This window comes from Streptomyces sp. NPDC001056, assembly GCF_053598955.1.
Map to the genome: position 1 here is coordinate 322,340 of NZ_JBSFLI010000001.1, position 18,449 is coordinate 340,788.

The 18,449-nt window shown below is 72.4% G+C and carries 14 protein-coding genes and 2 tRNA genes; 5 read left to right on the plus strand and 11 right to left on the minus strand.

Translation table 11 applies throughout. The features are described 5' to 3' along the window. Positions 1-362: 362 nt before the first annotated feature. Positions 363-435: transfer RNA gene (locus tag ACWDD7_RS01495), tRNA-Ala, on the minus strand. 183 nt (positions 436-618) lie between these two features. On the opposite strand from ACWDD7_RS01495, the gene ACWDD7_RS01500 reads away from it, so the two are divergent. After that, positions 619-1,167, plus strand: a complete 549-nt coding sequence (locus tag ACWDD7_RS01500; RefSeq protein WP_285556615.1) for a helix-turn-helix domain-containing protein — start codon at positions 619-621, stop codon at positions 1,165-1,167. A gap of 66 nt (positions 1,168-1,233) precedes the next feature. Next, a complete protein-coding gene (locus ACWDD7_RS01505; protein ID WP_450455630.1) occupies positions 1,234-2,562 on the plus strand; it encodes a serine/threonine-protein kinase in 1,329 nt (442 codons plus the stop codon). On the opposite strand, the gene ACWDD7_RS01510 is transcribed toward ACWDD7_RS01505, so the two are convergent. Next, positions 2,526-3,854, minus strand: coding sequence for a hypothetical protein (locus ACWDD7_RS01510; protein ID WP_450455631.1), 1,329 nt, complete (start codon positions 3,852-3,854; stop codon positions 2,526-2,528). The genes ACWDD7_RS01505 and ACWDD7_RS01510 overlap by 37 nt on opposite strands. A gap of 208 nt (positions 3,855-4,062) precedes the next feature. Beyond that, a complete protein-coding gene (locus tag ACWDD7_RS01515; RefSeq protein ID WP_003999697.1) occupies positions 4,063-4,191 on the minus strand; it encodes a DLW-39 family protein in 129 nt (42 codons plus the stop codon). A 349-nt stretch (positions 4,192-4,540) separates the two neighbouring features. On the opposite strand from ACWDD7_RS01515, the gene ACWDD7_RS01520 reads away from it, so the two are divergent. Both ACWDD7_RS01520 and ACWDD7_RS01525 read left to right on the plus strand, forming a co-directional pair. Next, complete coding sequence (locus tag ACWDD7_RS01520) at positions 4,541-4,939, plus strand: DUF6344 domain-containing protein (protein WP_450455633.1); 399 nt, start codon at positions 4,541-4,543, stop codon at positions 4,937-4,939. A gap of 186 nt (positions 4,940-5,125) precedes the next feature. Beyond that, a complete protein-coding gene (locus ACWDD7_RS01525; protein ID WP_392212317.1) occupies positions 5,126-5,902 on the plus strand; it encodes a glycosyltransferase family 2 protein in 777 nt (258 codons plus the stop codon). A gap of 90 nt (positions 5,903-5,992) precedes the next feature. Here the strand turns inward: ACWDD7_RS01525 and ACWDD7_RS01530 are convergent, their stop codons facing one another. Genes ACWDD7_RS01530 through ACWDD7_RS01540 form a run of 3 tightly spaced genes read right to left on the minus strand, consistent with a single transcriptional unit; the run spans position 5,993 to position 6,714 of the window. Continuing rightward, positions 5,993-6,181, minus strand: coding sequence for a ferredoxin (locus ACWDD7_RS01530; protein ID WP_285556608.1), 189 nt, complete (start codon positions 6,179-6,181; stop codon positions 5,993-5,995). 37 nt (positions 6,182-6,218) lie between these two features. After that, positions 6,219-6,413 (minus strand): hypothetical protein, encoded by a 195-nt coding sequence (locus ACWDD7_RS01535; protein WP_450455635.1) that lies wholly within the window; start codon positions 6,411-6,413, stop codon positions 6,219-6,221. A 31-nt stretch (positions 6,414-6,444) separates the two neighbouring features. Then, positions 6,445-6,714 carry a hypothetical protein gene (locus ACWDD7_RS01540; RefSeq protein ID WP_450455636.1) on the minus strand — a complete coding sequence of 90 codons (270 nt, stop codon included), beginning with the start codon at positions 6,712-6,714 and terminating at the stop codon, positions 6,445-6,447. Between the two features lie 504 nt (positions 6,715-7,218). Between ACWDD7_RS01540 and ACWDD7_RS01545 the strand changes: the two genes are divergently transcribed. Next, positions 7,219-11,301, plus strand: coding sequence for an nSTAND1 domain-containing NTPase (locus ACWDD7_RS01545; protein WP_450455637.1), 4,083 nt, complete (start codon positions 7,219-7,221; stop codon positions 11,299-11,301). A 211-nt stretch (positions 11,302-11,512) separates the two neighbouring features. Here the strand turns inward: ACWDD7_RS01545 and ACWDD7_RS01550 are convergent, their stop codons facing one another. The 5 genes from ACWDD7_RS01550 to gyrB form a co-directional block, all read right to left on the minus strand. Next, entirely contained in the window at positions 11,513-12,364 is an 852-nt protein-coding gene (locus tag ACWDD7_RS01550; RefSeq protein WP_450455638.1) for an acyl-CoA thioester hydrolase/BAAT C-terminal domain-containing protein, read from the minus strand. 124 nt (positions 12,365-12,488) lie between these two features. Next, positions 12,489-12,562 (minus strand) — tRNA-Ile (locus ACWDD7_RS01555). A gap of 111 nt (positions 12,563-12,673) precedes the next feature. After that, the gene (locus tag ACWDD7_RS01560; protein ID WP_351870444.1) at positions 12,674-13,399 is read right to left on the minus strand and encodes a DUF3566 domain-containing protein; all 726 of its coding nucleotides are present in this window, start codon (positions 13,397-13,399) and stop codon (positions 12,674-12,676) included. 18 nt (positions 13,400-13,417) lie between these two features. Beyond that, the gene (gene gyrA / locus ACWDD7_RS01565) at positions 13,418-16,012 is read right to left on the minus strand and encodes a DNA gyrase subunit A (RefSeq protein WP_392212304.1); all 2,595 of its coding nucleotides are present in this window, start codon (positions 16,010-16,012) and stop codon (positions 13,418-13,420) included. A 42-nt stretch (positions 16,013-16,054) separates the two neighbouring features. Beyond that, complete coding sequence (gyrB, locus tag ACWDD7_RS01570) at positions 16,055-18,127, minus strand: DNA topoisomerase (ATP-hydrolyzing) subunit B (protein ID WP_351870439.1); 2,073 nt, start codon at positions 18,125-18,127, stop codon at positions 16,055-16,057. Positions 18,128-18,449 lie beyond the last annotated feature (322 nt).

Consider the following 18,449-nt stretch of genomic DNA (forward strand, 5'->3'; position numbering starts at 1 on the left):
CCGGAAAACCCACCCGGTCGGCGGTGCCCGGCGCGCGCGGGTCGGTCGGTTCTGGTAACGGGCGCGGCCCACGGCGGCGGCCACGGTCAGCGGGACGCTGAGGACCGCGGCCATCGGGAACATCTCCCGGTCGGCGTGGTGTTCCGCGGGTCCGGCGGCGAAGGCACCGGCCAGGGCGCTGCCGACGTAGGACGAGCCGGGCCACCACCTGTCGGCCTGCCTTCCCGACGACGAGGCGACGAGGGAGGCGCTGGGAGCGCTCGCCGGATGAGTCGGCGTCTCCGCGCCCGAACGGGCGGGCGGCAGCACGGAAAAGGGCCCTCTGACCAACGTTTCCGCAGGTCAGAGGGCCCTTGAGGAAGTGGAGCCTAGGGGAGTCGAACCCCTGACATCCGCCATGCAAAGACGGCGCTCTACCAACTGAGCTAAGGCCCCGGGAAGGGAGTGGCTCCCGGAGGGTGCGTGTCCCGGCCGGTGCCGGGGACCAGAGTACCGGGTCACCCCCCGTATCCCGCAAAAAGATTGGGGGTCCCCGGGGATGACCACGCTCCGTAAGATGCTCAACCGTGGTTCGCTACAGCGAACCGCGGTATTCAGGGGAAGCGATGGGGAGACGCAATGGACGCCGCACAGCAGGAAGCCACCGCGAGAGCGAGAGAGCTTCAGCGGAACTGGTACGGAGAGCCGCTGGGGGCGCTCTTCCGTAAGCTGATCGACGATCTGGGGCTCAACCAGGCCCGTCTCGCGGCGGTCCTGGGGCTGTCCGCTCCGATGCTCTCACAGCTGATGAGCGGCCAGCGGGCCAAGATCGGCAACCCCGCGGTGGTCCAGCGGGTGCAGCTGCTCCAGGAGCTGGCGGCACAGGTGGCGGACGGCAGTGTCAGCGCCGCCGAGGCGACCGAGCGGATGGACGAGATCAAGAAGTCCCAGGGGGGCTCGGTGCTGAGCAACACCACACAGACGACGAACGGTTCGGGCGCGCCCACCGTCAAGCGGGTCGTCCGCGAGATCCAGTCGCTGCTGCGCTCGGTGGCCGCCGCGAGCGACATCATCGAGGCCGCGGACGCGCTCGCCCCGACCCAGCCCGAACTCGCCGAGTTCCTGCGGGTCTACGGCGCCGGCCGCACCTCCGACGCGGTCGCGCACTACCAGTCGCACCAGAACTGAACACCCGTCCGGCACCAGGGGAAGCCGGAAGGGGCGGGGGCCCGAGGGGGAGGAGCTGCGGCAGTCATGGGTGAGATGTTCAACGGCCGGTACGAACTGGCCGACCCGATCGGGCGCGGCGGCGCGGGCGACGTATGGCGGGTCTGGGACCACCGGCGGCGGCGCTACGTGGCCGCCAAGGTGCTCCAGCAGCGCGACGCCCACTCCCTCCTGCGCTTCGTGCGCGAGCAGGCCCTGCGGATCGACCACCCCCATGTGCTCGCCCCGGCCAGCTGGGCCGCCGACGACGACCAGGTGCTCTTCACCATGGACCTGGTCGCCGGTGGCTCCCTCGTCCGCCTCGTCAACGACTACGGCCCCCTGCCGCCGGCGTTCGTGTGCGTCCTGCTCGACCAGCTGCTCTCCGGACTCGCCGCCGTGCACGCGGAAGGCGTCGTGCACCGGGACATCAAGCCCGCCAACATCCTTCTGGAGGCGACCGGTACGGGCCGCCCGCGGCTGCGGCTCGGGGACTTCGGTATCGCCATGCGGTTCGGCGAGCCGCGCCTGACCGAGACCAACCTCGTGGTGGGCACGCCCGGTTACCTCGCTCCGGAGCAACTCGCGGGCGCCGACCCCGACTTCACCGCCGACCTGTTCGCCGTGGGCCTCGTCGCCCTTTATCTCCTCGAAGGCGCCAAACCCGACGCCGGGGAAATCGTCCGGTACTTCACGGAGCACGGCACACCGGGCGCGCCCAAGGGCATCCCCGGGCCGCTGTGGGAGGTCGTCGCCACGCTGCTCCAGCCCGATCCGCAGGCCCGGTACCGCTCCGCCACGGGAGCGCGCAAGTCGCTGGCCGCCGTCATCGAGCTCCTGCCGGAGCCGACCCTGGACGACGAACCGATCGAGATCTTCGACCAACTCCCCCCGCTGCCGCCGGGCTTCGGTCCCGACGGCCCCCTGAGGGGTTCGCCGAAGCCCGGTCCCGGCGCCACCCCACCGCCGGAGACCTCCTCCGGCACCGACAACCTGTCGGACACCGGAAGCTTCCGCCTCCCGCCTCCCCCGGCCACCGACCCCACCCCACCCCCGCCTCTCACGCCGCCTCCCCCCGCCGCACCCCCGACGCCCACGCCCACGCCCACTCCCACTCCCACTCCCACGCCCACTCCCACGCCCACGCCGACCTACGGCTCCTGGCCCCCGCATCCCGTGCGACCCGGCGACAGCGTCACCGCCGCCTACACCGCCCCGGCCCCCCAGGCACCCCCGCTCGCCGCACCCCGCACCCCGGCCGCCCACGGCCGCCGCGCGCGCCGCCGTCCCGGCCCCCCGGCCAAGGCCGTCGTCCCGATCCTCCTGCTGGCGCTGGCCTGCTACGCCGTGGGCTTCTGGGCGCTGACCCGCGTCTGAGCCCGCCGGGCCACCAGCGTCCAGCCGCCGAGCACCAGCAGCAGGGCGGTCCCCAGCCCGATCCCGCCGGCCGCGAGGGCCCTCATCCCCGCCGGGCCGCCGGCCCCGGCACCGCCGTCGCCCTCGACCGCCATCGCCGGCCCGTCCGACGCCGAGGGCGTGAGGATGCCGTCCGGCTCGGGCCGCCCGGCATACCCCGGCCCGGAGTGCGCCCGGCCGTCCACCCGGACCCGCAGCGTCACGTCGTACGGCCCCTGCCCGAACGTCGCGGTCAGTTGGTCGCTGAGGTGCAGCACCAGGTAGTAGTCCCCGGCGAAGCGCAGGGCGGAGACCGCGGCGGGGGCGGCGAAGCGGTTCGCGTACTCGACGGGCGGGAGCGGGGCGAGGGCGACGGGTCTACGGACACCGGTGTAGCCGAGGGAGGCGTCGTCGGCCAGGCCGCGCACGGGGTCGTACAGGGAGAGGTCGAGCGCGCCGCCGACGTAGCCGTGCCCCGGCGCGCCGCCCAGTTCGGCGGAGGCCTGGAGCCGGCGGCCCCAGTCGAGCGGCACCTTGTAGAACTGGGTCCGGCCGGGCACGAGCGTGGTCCGCCAGACCCCCTGGCCCAGCGGCCGGGCCGTGGCGAACCCCGCTCCACCGCCGCGCTCGCGGGCCTCGCCGGTGAGCGGCTCGGGCGAGGCGGAGTCCCAGGACGGGGGCGCGCCGGTCGCCGCCGGGGAGGTGAGCCGGGGTTCCAGGGCGGGGGCGATCTCCAGGTCCCAGGGCGCGGACGTGCCCGTGCCCCCGGTGTCGAGGCGTTCGACCAGCACGGAGTACCTCCCCGCGCCCTGGCACAGAGCCCGGCCCGCCTCCCGTTCGGCGAGGGCGGTGACCGGACGCGGGCTGAGCCCGGCGCCGAAGCGGGCGGTGGCATAGGAACAGGCGGTGCCGTGCGCGTCCCGGACGGAGACCCGGATGCCGTCGGTGGAGGTGACGGTGGCGTGCGCGGGCGGTACGGCGGTGACGGGGACGTACGCCGTGGCCGTGACGTCGGCGAGGTCGAGGCGGTAGGTGAGCCTGCCGTGCGCGGGCAGCGAGCCGCGGTAGACGCGGCCGGGGTCGAGCCGCGGGGCGTCGGCGGGGGAGGCCGTGCCGTCGACGGGGCGGGCGCCCGGGGCAAAGGCGTAGGTCCCGGGGTCGGGGGCGGCCGTCGCGGCGGCGGCCGGCAGCAGGACCGTACCGCACAGCCCCAGTGCCAGGATCACGGCGGCCGTACGCCCGCCCCACGCCGCCGTACGCCTGCGCCCCCGCACGTGTGCACCCCCTATGTCACGGCCTCGTGGGCCCATCCTGCCCCGCGAGCCGCCGCGCCATCAGGGCAATGCGCGGGACCGTCCGAAAGACTCCGCCCCGACCCGCCCGGTGCCGCCCCGCGTACCCCGCCCCGTGAGACCCCGCAACCCCACGCAAAGACCCCGGCCGCTTGGTGCGACCGGGGCCTGCTGAAATCTGGAATCGGACTCACGAACCCGTGGGCACGGAGTCAGTCGCCTCCGTCCACAGGTCCTGCTCGGCGCGATCCGCCTGAATCTGGCGGTACACGAGGAGCCCGCCGATGGCGGCCAGTGCGACCAGGAGCAGCTTCTTCACCGCGCGACCTCGTCTTTCCTTGACGTAGGGGACCTCTGGCGCCCGACTATACACACCGACCGATATCGATCGGTGACCTGCGCCCGGCCCCAACTCCGGCCCCTGCCAGCGCAATAGCCCAGGTCGGAAGCCGTTCCGATCGGAGGGTGAGCACATCCCCACGGACGGTCACTTTGCTCCCCCTTCGCTCACGCTCACCGCGATTTAGGGGTTTTCCGACCTTCTTACGGCCATCCGAGTGGTGTTCATCTGAACATCGCCGCGCCACGGGCGTCGGTCCACCACTTCGCGATCCACATACACATCATGAGGAAAGTACGCAAATCGCCCAACCCGAAAGTGAGGGGCCATGGACCAGAACAAGGTCATGAAGCTGTGGACCGCCATCGTCACCGCCTTTCTCGCGCTGTGCACGGCGCTCGGATTCATGAGCGCCGCCACCGCCCCCGCGACCGCCGCGCCGCACACCGAGAGTCCCCGCACCGAGACCGCGCACGGCACGGTCCCGGCGATCCCGGCACCACGCCACTGGTCCTGGCCCACCGCCAGGGCCTTGCCCCCCACGATGAAGCAGCGGATCAGGGCCGAGGCCCACGGGAAGTCCCCCAGCTGCCGTCACCGATCCCTCGACGAGACCGAGCTGACACTGGACAGCCGCGAGACACAGAAGACCCGTGAGACGCAGGAGACGGATCAGACCGAGCAGGAGACCGGGGCCCGAGCGCCCTCCGCACCGCTCGACTGCTGAACCGGCTCTCTCTCCTCCTCGGCACCGCGACGTCTCGACAACTCGGCGACTTGCGTACGCACCAGTCGACACGGAAGGACCCCCGGCCCCGGCCGGGGGTCACGCGCGCGTTCGGAGGGGGCGGAACCGTCCGGGACGGGGCCCTGAGACGATGGCCGCGACATCCCGGAGAGGTCTTGAGAGGTGGTGAGTGCTGCCGTGACCCGGCGCGCCACCGTTGTCACCGTCGTCACCGCCGTGCACGCCCCCTCGGCCCGGTTCCTGCCGGACGCCTGGGCCTCCCTGCGCGACCAGGAACTGCCCGGCGGCGCGGGCTGGGAGTGGGTGATCCAGGAGGACGGCACGACGGACGAGGTCCGCCCGTACGTCCCCGAGGACCCGCGCGTCACCTTCCGCCAGGGCAGACCCGGTGGCCCGGGGGTCGCCCGCACGATCGCGCTCGCGCACGCGCGGGGCACGTATGTGAAGGTCCTGGACGCCGACGACCGGCTCACTCCGGGCGCGCTCGCCCGCGACCTCGCCGTCCTGGAGGCGGACCCCGGCCTCGGCTGGGCCACGTGCCGGGTCCTGGACCTGCTGCCCGACGGTTCCACGGCCGGTTTCCCCGGCGACCCGGACGAGGGCCCGGTGGAGCGCGGGTCCGTACTCGCCCACTGGACGGCGCACGACTTCCGTCCCCCCGTCCATCCGGCGACCCTCTGCGTGCGCCGGGACCTGCTGACCGCGCTCGGCGGCTGGATGGCGCTGCCCGCCTCCGAGGACACGGGGCTGCTGCTGGCGCTGGACGCGGTGAGCCGCGGCTGGTTCTCGGCCGAGGCGGGGCTGCTCTACCGCAAGTGGGAGGGGCAGGCCACCGGCCAGTCGTCCCACACCGATCCCGCCGAGCGCACGGCCCGCGCGGCGGTCGCGGAGGCCAGGGCCCGTGCGCTGGCCGGCCTCGGCTGGACGTATCCGGCGCGGTGAGCCCGTCGCGCTCAACGGCGCGGACCCCGTGCCGCACCCCGCCCAGACCCCCGTGGACCTCGGTGCGTCCTTCGCGGGCCCCCGCAGGCCCTACTCCCCGAACACGATCGCCTGCGAGGGGCACCGCTCCGCCGCCTCCCGGACCCCCGGCTCGTCGGCGGCCTCCTCCTTGCCGGGCAGCACCACGCCGTAGCCGTCCTCGAAGGCGAACACGGCCGGTGCCCGGAACGCGCACTCGGCGGAGCCGTAACACGCGGCGCGGTCGACGGTGACCTTCATACGTCCTCCAGTCCTGGGCGATCGGGGTTCCAGGACGTCACTGCCCGGCCGACCGGGCGCTCAACCGGCCGGCCCCGCCCGCGGCCGCGAGCCAGTGGGCGACCCGGCGGACCGTGGGCTCGTCCAGCCGGTCGGCCGGCGCCCGCACCGCGGTGTCGTCCTCGGGGGCGGGGTCGTACAGGCCGGCCCCGCTCAGGGCGGCGGTGAGCACCTGGTGCCGACGGTTCGTCATGCATGCGGCCGGTCCGGCCGGTTCAGGGGTTTCATCCGGTTACGGCTTGATGCGCCGCGGCGGCTTTCCCGGCCGGGGCGTCGTACAGCCGCCGGCCGCCGCCCCCCGGCCCCCACGGCGCGACCGTCGGTTCGCCCCCGCGGGCCCGCACGGTCCGGGTCATCTCGCCGACGGCGTACAGCACGGGCGCCCGGTACGGGGACTCCGCGGCCGGCACCCAGGCGTCCCGGGCGGCTCCGCGGACCATGGCGACCCAGCGCGGGGCGCCGGACGGACGCGGGCACGAGGAGGGCTTCTGCATGGCGCGCACCCCTTCGGGAAGAGCCGGTGCCCGCGACCGTGACTGACACTTCGTCAGATAATCAGGTGTGCCGCAGCGAAAAGGTCCCCTGCCCGCCGGCACCGGTCCCTCCCCTCGTGGGGACCGGTGCCGGGCGGTGCGGGACGTCGATCCGCGCCTCGTCGGCGTAGTGGCGCGGATCGAAGCATGGGAGGCGGTCGGGGTCGTGGGGGCGGGGTCAACCGGGTGCGCCCGGCTCAGATGACGGACCGCCGACCGCTCGCGGCTTTCGATGGAAGTCGACCGAAAATGTGCAACGCCATGAGGTGTCTCTCCGAGCGCCGGGCCGTTTGGCCTGTCCGGACGGTGTGTGACGGTTCCGCTACCGGGGTTGCGATCCTGCCATCTGACGCCACCGGGGAGGAGATCCTGGTCTCCGGAGCGGGGCTTATCCGCAGGTCAGCCGTATAAGGTGAGTTTTCCGGTCCGGACGTCCACAGACGGGGGGAAGTGAGGGGTGGGGCCTTGGGTTCCGACTCAGGGGCACGCACAGCTTTCGCCGAGCGTCTCGCGCTGCTCTACAAGGAGGCCGGAAATCCTCCCCTGAAAAGCGTCGCCGAGGCGGTCGGCCGGTTGCAGCGGGTCGACGAGCGCGGCCGTCCGGTGCGGGTGTCCGCGCAGCGGATCAGCGACTGGCGGCGGGCCAAGAACGTGCCGGCCCAGTTCACCGCCCTCGCGGCGGTGCTCCAGATCCTGATCCCGGAGGCGCGGCGCGCCCGCCCGCACCCGGTCTCCACGGGCCTGTACGACCTCGCCCACTGGCAGCGGCAGTGGGAGCGCGCGCTGGCCGACCCGGTGGGCGACCGGGCCGCGCCGCCCGCCACGCCCGCCGAGGACAACGGACGGCCGCCCGCCCAGGCCCCGCCCGTCGCCGGGAGCGTGTGCCCCTACCGGGGTCTCGCGCCGTACCGGCAGGAGGACGCGCGCTGGTTCTTCGGCCGGAAGCGCAGCACCGACGCGATCATCACCCAGTTGCGCACGGTGGGCCGTACCGGCGGCCTGGTGATGCTGGTCGGCGCCTCGGGCGCGGGCAAGTCCTCGCTGTTGAACGCCGGCCTGGTCCCGGCGATCGCGGGCGGCGCCCTGGCCGGCCCGGCTCTCGCCCCGCAGCCGGACGGCGCACCCGAACAGCAGACCCCCGTCGTCCAGTTGGTGCCGGGCGCCGATCCGCTCGCCGAGCTGGTCCGCCGTATCCCCGATCTCGCGCCCGTGGCCGCCGAGGCGCGCGCGGCCGAGCGGGAGGCCGCGGCCCGCAAGGAGGTCTCCGAGGGCTCCGCGCCGACGGGTGGCGAGGCGCCCCGGATCGTGCGCGGCGCACGCGAGGCGGTCACCGAGTGGACGCGCCGGGAGGCGCCGCCGGGCGTCCGGCCGGTGCTGATCGTGGACCAGTTCGAGGAGACGTTCACCCTCTGCCCGGACGAGGCGGACCGCCGTACCTTCGTCCAGCTGCTGCACGCCTGCTGCACCCCGCCCTCCGGCGGGGCCGGACCCGCCCCCGTCCTGGTGGTCCTCGGCATACGCGCCGACTTCTACGAACAGTGCCTCGGCTACCCCGAGCTCGCCGACGCGCTCCAGCACCGGCACATGGTGCTCTCCCCGCTGACCAGCGGCGAACTGCGCGACGCGGTGACCGGACCGGCCAAGGCGGTGGGCCTGGAGCTGGAACCGGGGCTGGCCGAGCTGATCGTGCGCGAGGTGAGCGCCGACGGCCCGCGCGGGGCGCACGACGCGGGCGTGCTCCCCCTGCTGTCGCACGCGCTGCTGGCCACCTGGCAGCGCCGCAAGGGCGGGAAGCTGACGCTGGCCGGCTACCGCGCGGCGGGCGGCATCCAGGGCGCGGTCGCGGCGACCGCCGAACGCGCCTGGTCGGGGCTGGACCCGGCCGCCCGTACGGCGGCCCGGCTGCTCCTGCTGCGCCTGGTCCGGCTCGGCGAGGACACCGTGGCCACCCGGCGGCGCGGCACCCGGCGGCAGCTGGCGCAGGAGTCGGCGGACCCCGGCAAGACCGAGGAATCCCTGGAGGCGCTCGTCCGGGCCCGGCTGGTGACGCTGGACGCGGACACCGTGGAGATCACCCACGAGGCGCTGCTGCACGCCTGGCCCCGGCTGCGGCACTGGATCGACGACAACCGCAACGACCATCTGCTGCGCCAGCGCCTGGAGGAGGACGGCCGCTCCTGGGAGGACTCGGAGCGGGACAGCTCGCTGCTGTACCGGGGCTCCCGGCTCGAACAGGCCCGCCTGTGGGCGGGTTCCGCGGGGGACACGTATCTGACCCGCAGCGCGGTGGAGTTCCTGGCCGCGTCCGTACGGCTGCGCAAGCGCACGGTGTGGCTCAGCCGGGCCGCGGTGGCGGCCCTGGTGGTGCTCGCGCTGGTCGCGGGCGGCTCGGCGGTGATCGCCTGGCAGCAGCGCGACGACGCCGTGTTCGAACAGGTGCTCGCCGAGGCGGACCGGGTCCAGCGCACCGACCCCTCGCTCGCCGCCCAGCTGGACCTGGTCGCCCATCACCTGCGGCCCGGCGACGAGGGCACCTACAGCCGGCTGATCTCCATCGTCAACGCGCCGCTGGCCACCCCGCTGTCCGGCCACACCGGCGCCGTCTACCTGACCTCCTTCAGCCCCGACGGGCACACCCTGGCCACGGCCAGCTACGACCGGACGGTACGGCTGTGGAACGTGGCCGACCCGACCCGGCCCCGCCCCCTCGGCCGACCCCTGACCGGGCACTCCAGCTGGGTGAGCAGCGCCGTGTTCAGGCCCGACGGGCGGGTGCTGGCCAGCGCGGGCGACGACGGCACGATCCGGCTGTGGAACGTCGCCGACCCGGCCCGTCCTACCTCGCTCGGCGCGCCCCTCACCGGGCACGCGGGCACCATCTACCTGGTCGCCTTCAGCCCCGACGGCCGCACCCTCGCCTCGGCCGGGGAGGACGGCACGGTACGGCTGTGGAACGTGGCCGACCCGGCGCACCCCGCCGCGCTCACCGTGCTGCACGGGCACACCGCGGCCGTGCGCAGCGTCGCCTTCAGCCCCGACGGGCACACCCTCGCGGCGGGCGGCGACGACGACACGATCCGGCTGTGGAAGGTGACCGACCCGCGCAGGCCCGCCACCCTCGGCGTGCTGCGCGGCCACACGGACATCGTGCACTCGGTCGCCTTCAGCCCCGACGGGCACACCCTGGCCAGCGGCAGCGCGGACGACACCGTCCGGCTGTGGAACGTCGCCCACCCGACCGCGGCCAAGCCGCTCGGCGCGCCTCTGACCGGGCACACCGGACCCGTCTGGTCGGTGGCGTTCAGTCCCGACGGCGGGCGGCTCGCCGCCGCGAGCGCGGACAGCACGGCCAGCCTGTGGAACGTCACCGACCCGGGCTCCCCCTCGCAGATCGGCGAGCCCCTCGCGGGCAGCAGCGGCGAGATGTACGCGCTCGGCTTCAGCCCCGACGGGCGCACCCTCGCCACCGGCAGCGGGGACGCCAAGGCGCGCCTGTGGTCGATCCCGACCTCGGACATGATCGGCCGCAGCGGGGCCTTCAGCCGGGACGGGCGGATACTGGCCACGACCGCGCGCGACGGGCGGATGCGGCTGTGGAACGTGGCGAGTCCCGGGCGACCGGTGCCGCTGGGCCCGCCGTTCATCAGCGGGACCGGGGCCGACACCCTCGTCTTCTCGCCGGACGGCCGCACCCTCGCCGTCCTGACGGGCGAGCAGAAGGTGTACCTGTGGAACGTCTCCGACCCGGCCCATCCCTTCCAGCCGGGCCCGCCCCTGCCGCTGCGCACCCGCTTCATGGGCCCCAACGCGCTCGCGTTCAGCCCGGACGGGAACACCCTGGCCACCGCCAACGACGACCGCACCATACGGCTGTGGAACGTGGCCGACCCGGCCCGCCCGGCCCCGCTCGGCGCACCGCTCAGCGGCCACCACGGCTACATCAACGCGCTCGTCTTCAGCCCCGACGGGCACACGCTGGCCAGCGGCAGCGCGGACAGCACCGTACGCCTGTGGGACGTCACCGACCCGGCCGCGGTGAAGCCGCTCGGCACCCCGCTCACCCGGCACACCGGCCCGGTCAACGCGCTGGCCTTCAGCCCCGACGGGGCGACCCTGGCCAGCGGGAGCGACGACGACACGGTCCGGCTGTGGAACGTCACCGACCCCGCCGCGGCGCGCCCGCTCGGCGCACCGCTCACCGGCCACACCGAGGCGGTCACCTCGCTGACCTTCGACACGGACGGGCGGACGCTGGCCAGCGGCGGCGACGACAACACGGTCCGCCTGTGGAACGTCACCGACCCCGCCGCGGCGCGCCCGATCGGCCAGTCCATGACGCCCAACGCCAAGACCGGCACCTTCCTGTCGTTCAGCCCCGGCAGCCGGGTCCTCGGCGTCTCCAGCGGCCCCGACACGGTCCGTCTGTGGGACCTGGACGCCGACACGGCCATCGGCCACATCTGCTCGGTGACCCGGGGCGTCCTCACCCCCGCCAAGTGGCACGAGTACCTCCCGCGCCTGTCCTACGACCCTCCGTGCGGCAGCTGATCGGCCAACTTGCTTCTTTCTGCTCCGACTTGGCTCCACACGACCGGCAACCTTGTTACCCTTGGCCATAGCCCGATCGCTGGTGCATCCCCCGTCGCCAGCGATCGGGTCTTTTCATGCCCGTACGCCCTCGGTCCGCGACCCGGGGCGACGACCCACGCGGCCCCGGGCCCGACCACGTACAGGTCCGCGGAGGTGACGCTGGAGTACCTCAGCCGCGCAGCGCGTCCAGGACGTGCGGCCAGGCGGCCGCGCCGAGGAGCGCGTCGGCCTCCGGTGTGCCGCCGTACCGGAACCGCGGGGCCGGCGGCGGCAGGTGCTCGCCGGGCAGGAGGGGCCGGTGGCCGGCGTCGTCGCGGGCCACCAGCCGGACACCGGCCCCGGCGGCGCGCCTGCGTGCGGCCAGGCGCTCGGCGTAGGGCAGCGACGGCCACATCAGGTCGTCGCCGCCCGCGACCAGGATCAGCTCCGCCCGTGCCTCCTCGACGGGGATCTCCGCCGCCGGGAGCAGACGGGCGAAGGTCCGCTCGCTGCGCTCGTACCAGCCGCGGATCGCGACGGGTCCGCCCTCCTCTTCGGCCGGCGTCCAGGAGTCGTCCATCGGTACGAAGGGCAACGGCCGCCCCCGCCACGTCCAGCACGACCGGTACGGCCGGTCGGCCCCGTCCCGCCCCGGCCCGACGTTGCACCAGACCAGCGGGGTGGGCGACAGCGCGACCACCACGTCCACACGCGGCTCGCGCACCGCCGTGAGCAGCGCCGCCTCGGCCCCCTTGGACACCCCGAGAACGCCGATCCGCCGCGCCCCGGCGCTCCGCAGGAGATCGACGGCGGCGGTGAACGTCTCCAACGGGACCTCGCAGATCCCCGGCGGCTGTCCCCTCCCCCCGAACCAGCGGATCGCCAGCGCGGCGAACCCCTGCCGGGCGAGCAGCCGCGCCCGCTCCCGCATGACCCGCCCACTGGACCCGGCCAGCACCAGCACCCCGGCTCCGCCGCCCCCCGTGGGAGCGGCCAGGAACCCCTCCCAGGGCTCGGTCAACTCCCGCTCGACGATTCCCACGATCCCTCCCCGGACATGACCTCGGTCCGCGTCCTGCGGCCGCCGTCATCACCCGCTGCCGTTTCGGACCGGAGCCGTGAACGCCGAAGACCCCCGGTCCGCAGGACCGGGGGTCTTCTCACTGTGGGGCTAACAGGATTTGAACCTGTGGCCTCATCCTTATCAGGGATGCGCTCTAACCAACTGAGCTATAGCCCCGCCGCGCTCTGCGGTGTATGTCCCGCGCGCTGACTCCTGAAGATTAGCGCACGACCACGTCAGTCCCAAAATCGGTTGTCGGAGGACCGGCGGCCGGACGGCGCCCGGCCGTCACTCGTCCTCGGCGAGGGTCAGTTCGACGCCGCCGACGAAGCCCGCGGAGAGGTTGTAGATGAAGGCGCCGAGCGTGGCGAGCGCGGTGGCCAGGACGACGTCGATGGCGGCGATGATCGTCGTGAACATCAGGACGTGGGGGAGTGAGAGGAAGGACTGGAGGTCGAAGCCGTTCGCCTCGTTCGAGCCCGTCGCCTCCGAGATCGTGCCGCCGACCGTGGAGAACACGCCCATCGCGTCCATGACCATCCACAGCACCGCCGACGCGACGATCGTGCAGATGCCGAGCGCGATGGAGAGCAGGAAGCTGACCTTCATCACCGACCACGGGTCGGCCTTGGCCACCCGCAGCCGCGCCTTGCGGGTGCGCGGCGCCGTGCGCACCCCGGTGCGCGGGCGTCGTACCGCACCGGCCGGCTGCTGCGCCGGATAGGCCTGCGGCGGGTGGTACGGCCCGCTCGGCTGCTCCGGGCTCCGCTCCCCGGGGAGCGGAGACGACGAGTGCGCCTCGCCGGCCGCGGCCGGGCCTCGGGTGTCCGTCACAGTTCCCCCCTGGGGTGCAGACGTGCCGGAGGCGTCCGCCGCGGACGCCCGCACCGGCTTCAGGTTGGTCGTATGCGGGTCGGTGGCAGTCCCCGCATGCGCGGCGGAGCCACGGCCGCCGCCGTCCGTCTCCGTACCCGTGGAGGTACCGGCCGATCCGGCGCCCGTGGCTCCGCTCACGATGACTCACTCCTCGTGCTACTCGGCCGAGGGCGCCTCGCCCTCGTCCGTGCCGGCGGCCTGGGCGCCCTCGGCGGTGATGTCGTCGGCGTCCTCGCCGTCGACCTCCTCCGCCTCGCGCCCCGCCTCGGCGTTACGTGCGATACCTACCACGGCATCGCGCTTGCCCAGGTTGATCAGTTGGACGCCCATGGTGTCACGGCCCGTCTCCCTGACCTCGTTGACTCGCGTGCGAATCACACCGCCGGACAGGGTGATCGCGAGGATCTCGTCGGTCTCCTCCACGACCAGCGCCCCGACGAGCGAACCGCGGTCCTCCACGATCTTGGCGGCCTTGATGCCGAGGCCGCCGCGGCCCTGGACGCGGTACTCGTCGACGGCGGTCCGCTTCGCGTACCCGCCGTCGGTGGCAGTGAACACGAACGTACCGGGTCGCACGACATTCATCGAGAGAAGCTCGTCGCCCTCGCGGAAACTCATCCCCTTGACGCCGGAGGTGGCGCGGCCCATCGGGCGAAGGGACTCGTCCGTGGCGGTGAACCGGATCGACTGCGCCTTCTTGCTGATCAGCAGGAGGTCGTCCTCCGCCGAGACCAGCTCGGCGCCGATCAGCTCGTCGTCGCTGCCGTCCTCGCGCTCCCGCAGGTTGATCGCGATCACACCGCCGGAGCGGGGCGAATCGTAATCCTTCAGAGGCGTCTTCTTGACCAGACCGGACTTGGTGGCCAGCACCAGGTACGGCGCCGCCTCGTAGTCCCGGATCGCCAGGATCTCGGCGATCGCCTCGTCCGGCTGGAAGGCCAGCAGGTTCGCCACGTGCTGACCGCGCGCCTCACGGCCCGCCTCGGGCAGCTCGTACGCCTTCGCCCGGTACACCCGGCCCTTGTTGGTGAAGAACAGCAGCCAGTGGTGCGTGGTGGAGACGAAGAAGTGGTCGACGATGTCGTCTTCCTTCAGCTTCGTGCCCCGCACGCCCTTGCCGCCGCGCTTCTGCGCACGGTAGTCGTCCGTCTTGGTCCGCTTGACGTAACCGCCGCGCGAGACCGTGACGACGATGTCCTCCTCGGCGATCAGGTCCTCGATGGACATGTCGCCCTCGTACGGGATCAGCTTGGTCTTGCGGTCGTCGCCGTACTTCTCGACGATCGCGGCCAGCTCCTCGCTGACGATGCCGCGCTGGCGCACCGGGGAGGCCAGGATCGCGTTGTACTCGTTGATCTTCGCCTGGAGCTCGTCGTGCTCCTGGACGATCTTCTGCCGCTCCAGGGCCGCCAGGCGCCGCAGCTGCATCTCGAGGATCGCGTTGGCCTGGATCTCGTCGATCTCCAGGAGGCCCATCAGGCCGGTGCGCGCGACCTCGACGGTCTCGCTGCGCCGGATCAGCGCGATGACCTCGTCGATCGCGTCCAGTGCCTTCAGCAGACCGCGCAGGATGTGCGCGCGCTCCTCGGCCTTGCGCAGCCGGAACCGGGTCCGGCGCACGACGACCTCGATCTGGTGCGTCACCCAGTGCCGGATGAACGCGTCCAGGGACAGCGTGCGCGGCACGCCGTCGACCAGCGCCAGCATGTTGGCGCCGAAGTTCGTCTGGAGGTCGGTGTGCTTGTACAGGTTGTTCAGCACGACCTTGGCGACCGCGTCCCGCTTCAGGACGATCACCAGGCGCTGGCCGGTACGCGACGACGTCTCGTCACGGACGTCCGCGATGCCGCCGATCTTGCCGTCCTTCACCAGGTCGGCGATCTTCTGCGCCAGGTTGTCCGGGTTCACCTGGTACGGCAGCTCGGTGACCACCAGGCACTGGCGGCCCTGGATCTCCTCGACCTCGACCACCGCGCGCATCGTGATCGAGCCGCGCCCGGTGCGGTACGCCTCCTCGATGCCCTTGCGGCCCACCACCAGCGCGCCGGTCGGGAAGTCGGGGCCCTTGATGCGCTCGATCAGCGCGTCCAGCAGCTCCTCGTGGGAGGCCTCGGGGTTCTCCAGGCACCACTGGGCGCCGGCCGCGACCTCGCGCAGGTTGTGCGGCGGGATGTTGGTCGCCATGCCGACCGCGATACCGGCGGAGCCGTTGATCAGCAGGTTCGGGAAGCGGGAGGGCAGGACGGTCGGCTCCTGGGAGCGGCCGTCGTAGTTGTCCGTGAAGTCGACGGTCTCCTCGTCGATGTCGCGGACCATCTCCATCGACAGCGGCGCCATCTTGCACTCGGTGTAGCGCATCGCCGCGGCCGGGTCGTTGCCCGGGGAGCCGAAGTTGCCGTTGGAGTCCACCAGCGGCATCCGCATCGCCCACGGCTGGGCGAGCCGCACCAGGGCGTCGTAGATCGAACTGTCGCCGTGCGGGTGGTAGTTGCCCATGACGTCGCCGACCACGCGGGCGCACTTGTAGAAGCCGCGCTCGGGGCGGTAACCGCCGTCGTACATCGCGTAGAGCACGCGCCGGTGGACCGGCTTGAGGCCGTCCCGGACGTCGGGCAGCGCACGGGACACGATGACGGACATCGCGTAGTCCAGGTACGAGCGCTGCATCTCGGTCTCAAGCCCGACGGGCTCGACACGCATGGCGAGTTCGCCGCCCTCTTCCGGGGTGACTGGAGTGTTCTCGTCGGCCATTGCTGGTGAAGATCCTTCCTTGTGCGGTCAGCTGAGACCGACTCAGATGTCGAGGAAGCGGACGTCCTTGGCATTGCGCTGGATGAACTGGCGGCGCGCCTCGACGTCCTCGCCCATCAGCACCGAGAACAGGTCGTCGGCCTGGGCGGCGTCGTCCAGGGTGACCTGGCCGAGGACGCGGTGCTCCTGGTCCATGGTGGTCACGCGCAGCTCCTCGGCGTTCATCTCACCGAGACCCTTGAAGCGCTGGATCGAGTCCTCGCGGATGCGCTTGCCGCGCTGGCGGCCCATCTCGATCAGCGCGTCGCGCTCGCGGTCCGAGTACGCGTACTCGCTGTCGTCCCGACCCCACTTGATCTTGTACAGCGGCGGGCGGGACAGGTACACGTGGCCGGCCTCGACCAGCGGCCGCATGAAGCGGAACAGGAAGGTCAGCAGCAGCGTGTTGATGTGCTGGCCGTCGACGTCGGCGTCCGCCATCAGGATGATCTTGTGATAGCGGAGCTTCTCGATGTCGAAGTCCTCGTGCACACCCGTGCCGAAGGCGGAGATCAGCGCCTGGATCTCCTGGTTCTGCAGGATCTTGTCGATCCGGGCCTTCTCCACGTTCAGGATCTTGCCGCGGATCGGGAGGATCGCCTGGTACTGCGGGTTGCGGCCGGACTTGGCCGAGCCGCCGGCGGAGTCACCCTCGACGATGAAGATCTCGCACTTGGTCGGGTCGTTCGACTGGCAGTCGGACAGCTTGCCCGGCAGCGACGCCGACTCCAGCAGGCCCTTGCGCCGGGTGAGGTCGCGGGCCTTGCGGGCGGCGACGCGCGCGGTGGCGGCCTGGATGCCCTTGCGGATGATGTCCGCGGCCTCGTTCGGGTTGCGGTCCAGCCAGTCGTTCAGGTGCTCGTAGACCGCCTTCTGGACGAAGGTCTTGGCCTCCGTGTTGCCCAGCTTGGTCTTGGTCTGGCCCTCGAACTGCGGCTCGCTGAGCTTGACCGAGATGATCGCGGTCAGACCCTCGCGGATGTCGTCACCGGTGAGGTTGTCGTCCTTCTCCCGGAGCAGCTTCTTGTCGCGCGCGTACTTGTTGATCAGCGACGTCAGCGCGGCGCGGAAGCCCTCCTCGTGGGTGCCGCCCTCGTGGGTGTGGATGATGTTGGCGAACGAGTAGACACCCTCGCTGTAGCCGCTGTTCCACTGCATCGCGACCTCAAGGGACAGGCTCTTGTCCTTGTCCTCCGCCTCCAGGTCGATGATGGTCGGGTGCACCACCTCCCCCTTGCGGGAGTTGAGGTACTTCACGAAGTCGACGATGCCGCCCTCGTAGTGGTACGTGACCGACTTGACCTCGGCCTTCTCGTCCGCGCCCGCCTCGTCCGCGCCGCTGGTGGCCTTCGCCGACTCCCGCTCGTCGGTGAGCCTGATGTTCAGGCCCTTGTTGAGGAAGGCCATCTCCTGGAAGCGCCGGGACAGCGTCTCGAAGGAGTACTCGGTGGTCTCGAAGATCTCCGGGTCGGCCCAGAAGGTGACCGCCGTGCCCGTCTCGTCGGTGGCCTCGTGCTGGGCCAGCGGGGCGGTCGGGACGCCCATCTTGTATTCCTGCGTCCACCGGTGGCCGTCGGTCTTGACCTCGACGGAGACCTTGCCGGACAGGGCGTTGACGACGGACACGCCGACGCCGTGCAGACCGCCGGAGACGGCGTAGCCGCCACCGCCGAACTTGCCGCCCGCGTGCAGCACGGTCAGCACGACCTCAAGGGCCGGCTTGCCCTCGGAGGGCACGATGCCGACCGGGATGCCTCGGCCGTTGTCGACGACGCGGACGCCGCCGTCGGCGAGGATCGTCACGTCGATGGTGTCGGCGTAGCCCGCCAGCGCCTCGTCGACCGAGTTGTCGACGACCTCGTACACCAGGTGGTGCAGTCCGCGCTCGCCCGTGGAGCCGATGTACATGCCGGGCCGCTTGCGGACCGCGTCCAGCCCTTCGAGCACGGTGATGGCGCTGGCGTCGTACGAGGCCGGCGAGGCCGGGGCCTCGGCGTGCACGCCTGCGTCGGTGGACGGGATGTTCTCGTTGGGGTTGCCGGAATCGGCCACGAAGCGCCCTTTCTGGCACAGCACGAGCCGGGCTCGTCGGCAGGTTGCCGGAGCGGCTGCGGCATGTTGCGTTGGTAAGCCTTGATCAGCGTTGCTCAGCTTTTCCCGGGCGGTCCCCACATTGGGGCGGGATTGGCTTCCAGTCTACCGGTAGCGCTGACATCGATGGGGGTTTGCCGGTACCTGAGTCCCCATGTGCCGCCCTGAACCGGTCTCGGCCGGGTCCCGATATACGGAAGGGGGCTCCAAGAGCTTCACAGCGGCACTCAGAGCTTCGGGGCGTCAACCCTTGGCTACTCCAGGGTCGGTACGCGTCCCGCACCCGCGCGCGAAGGGCCGCGGGAAG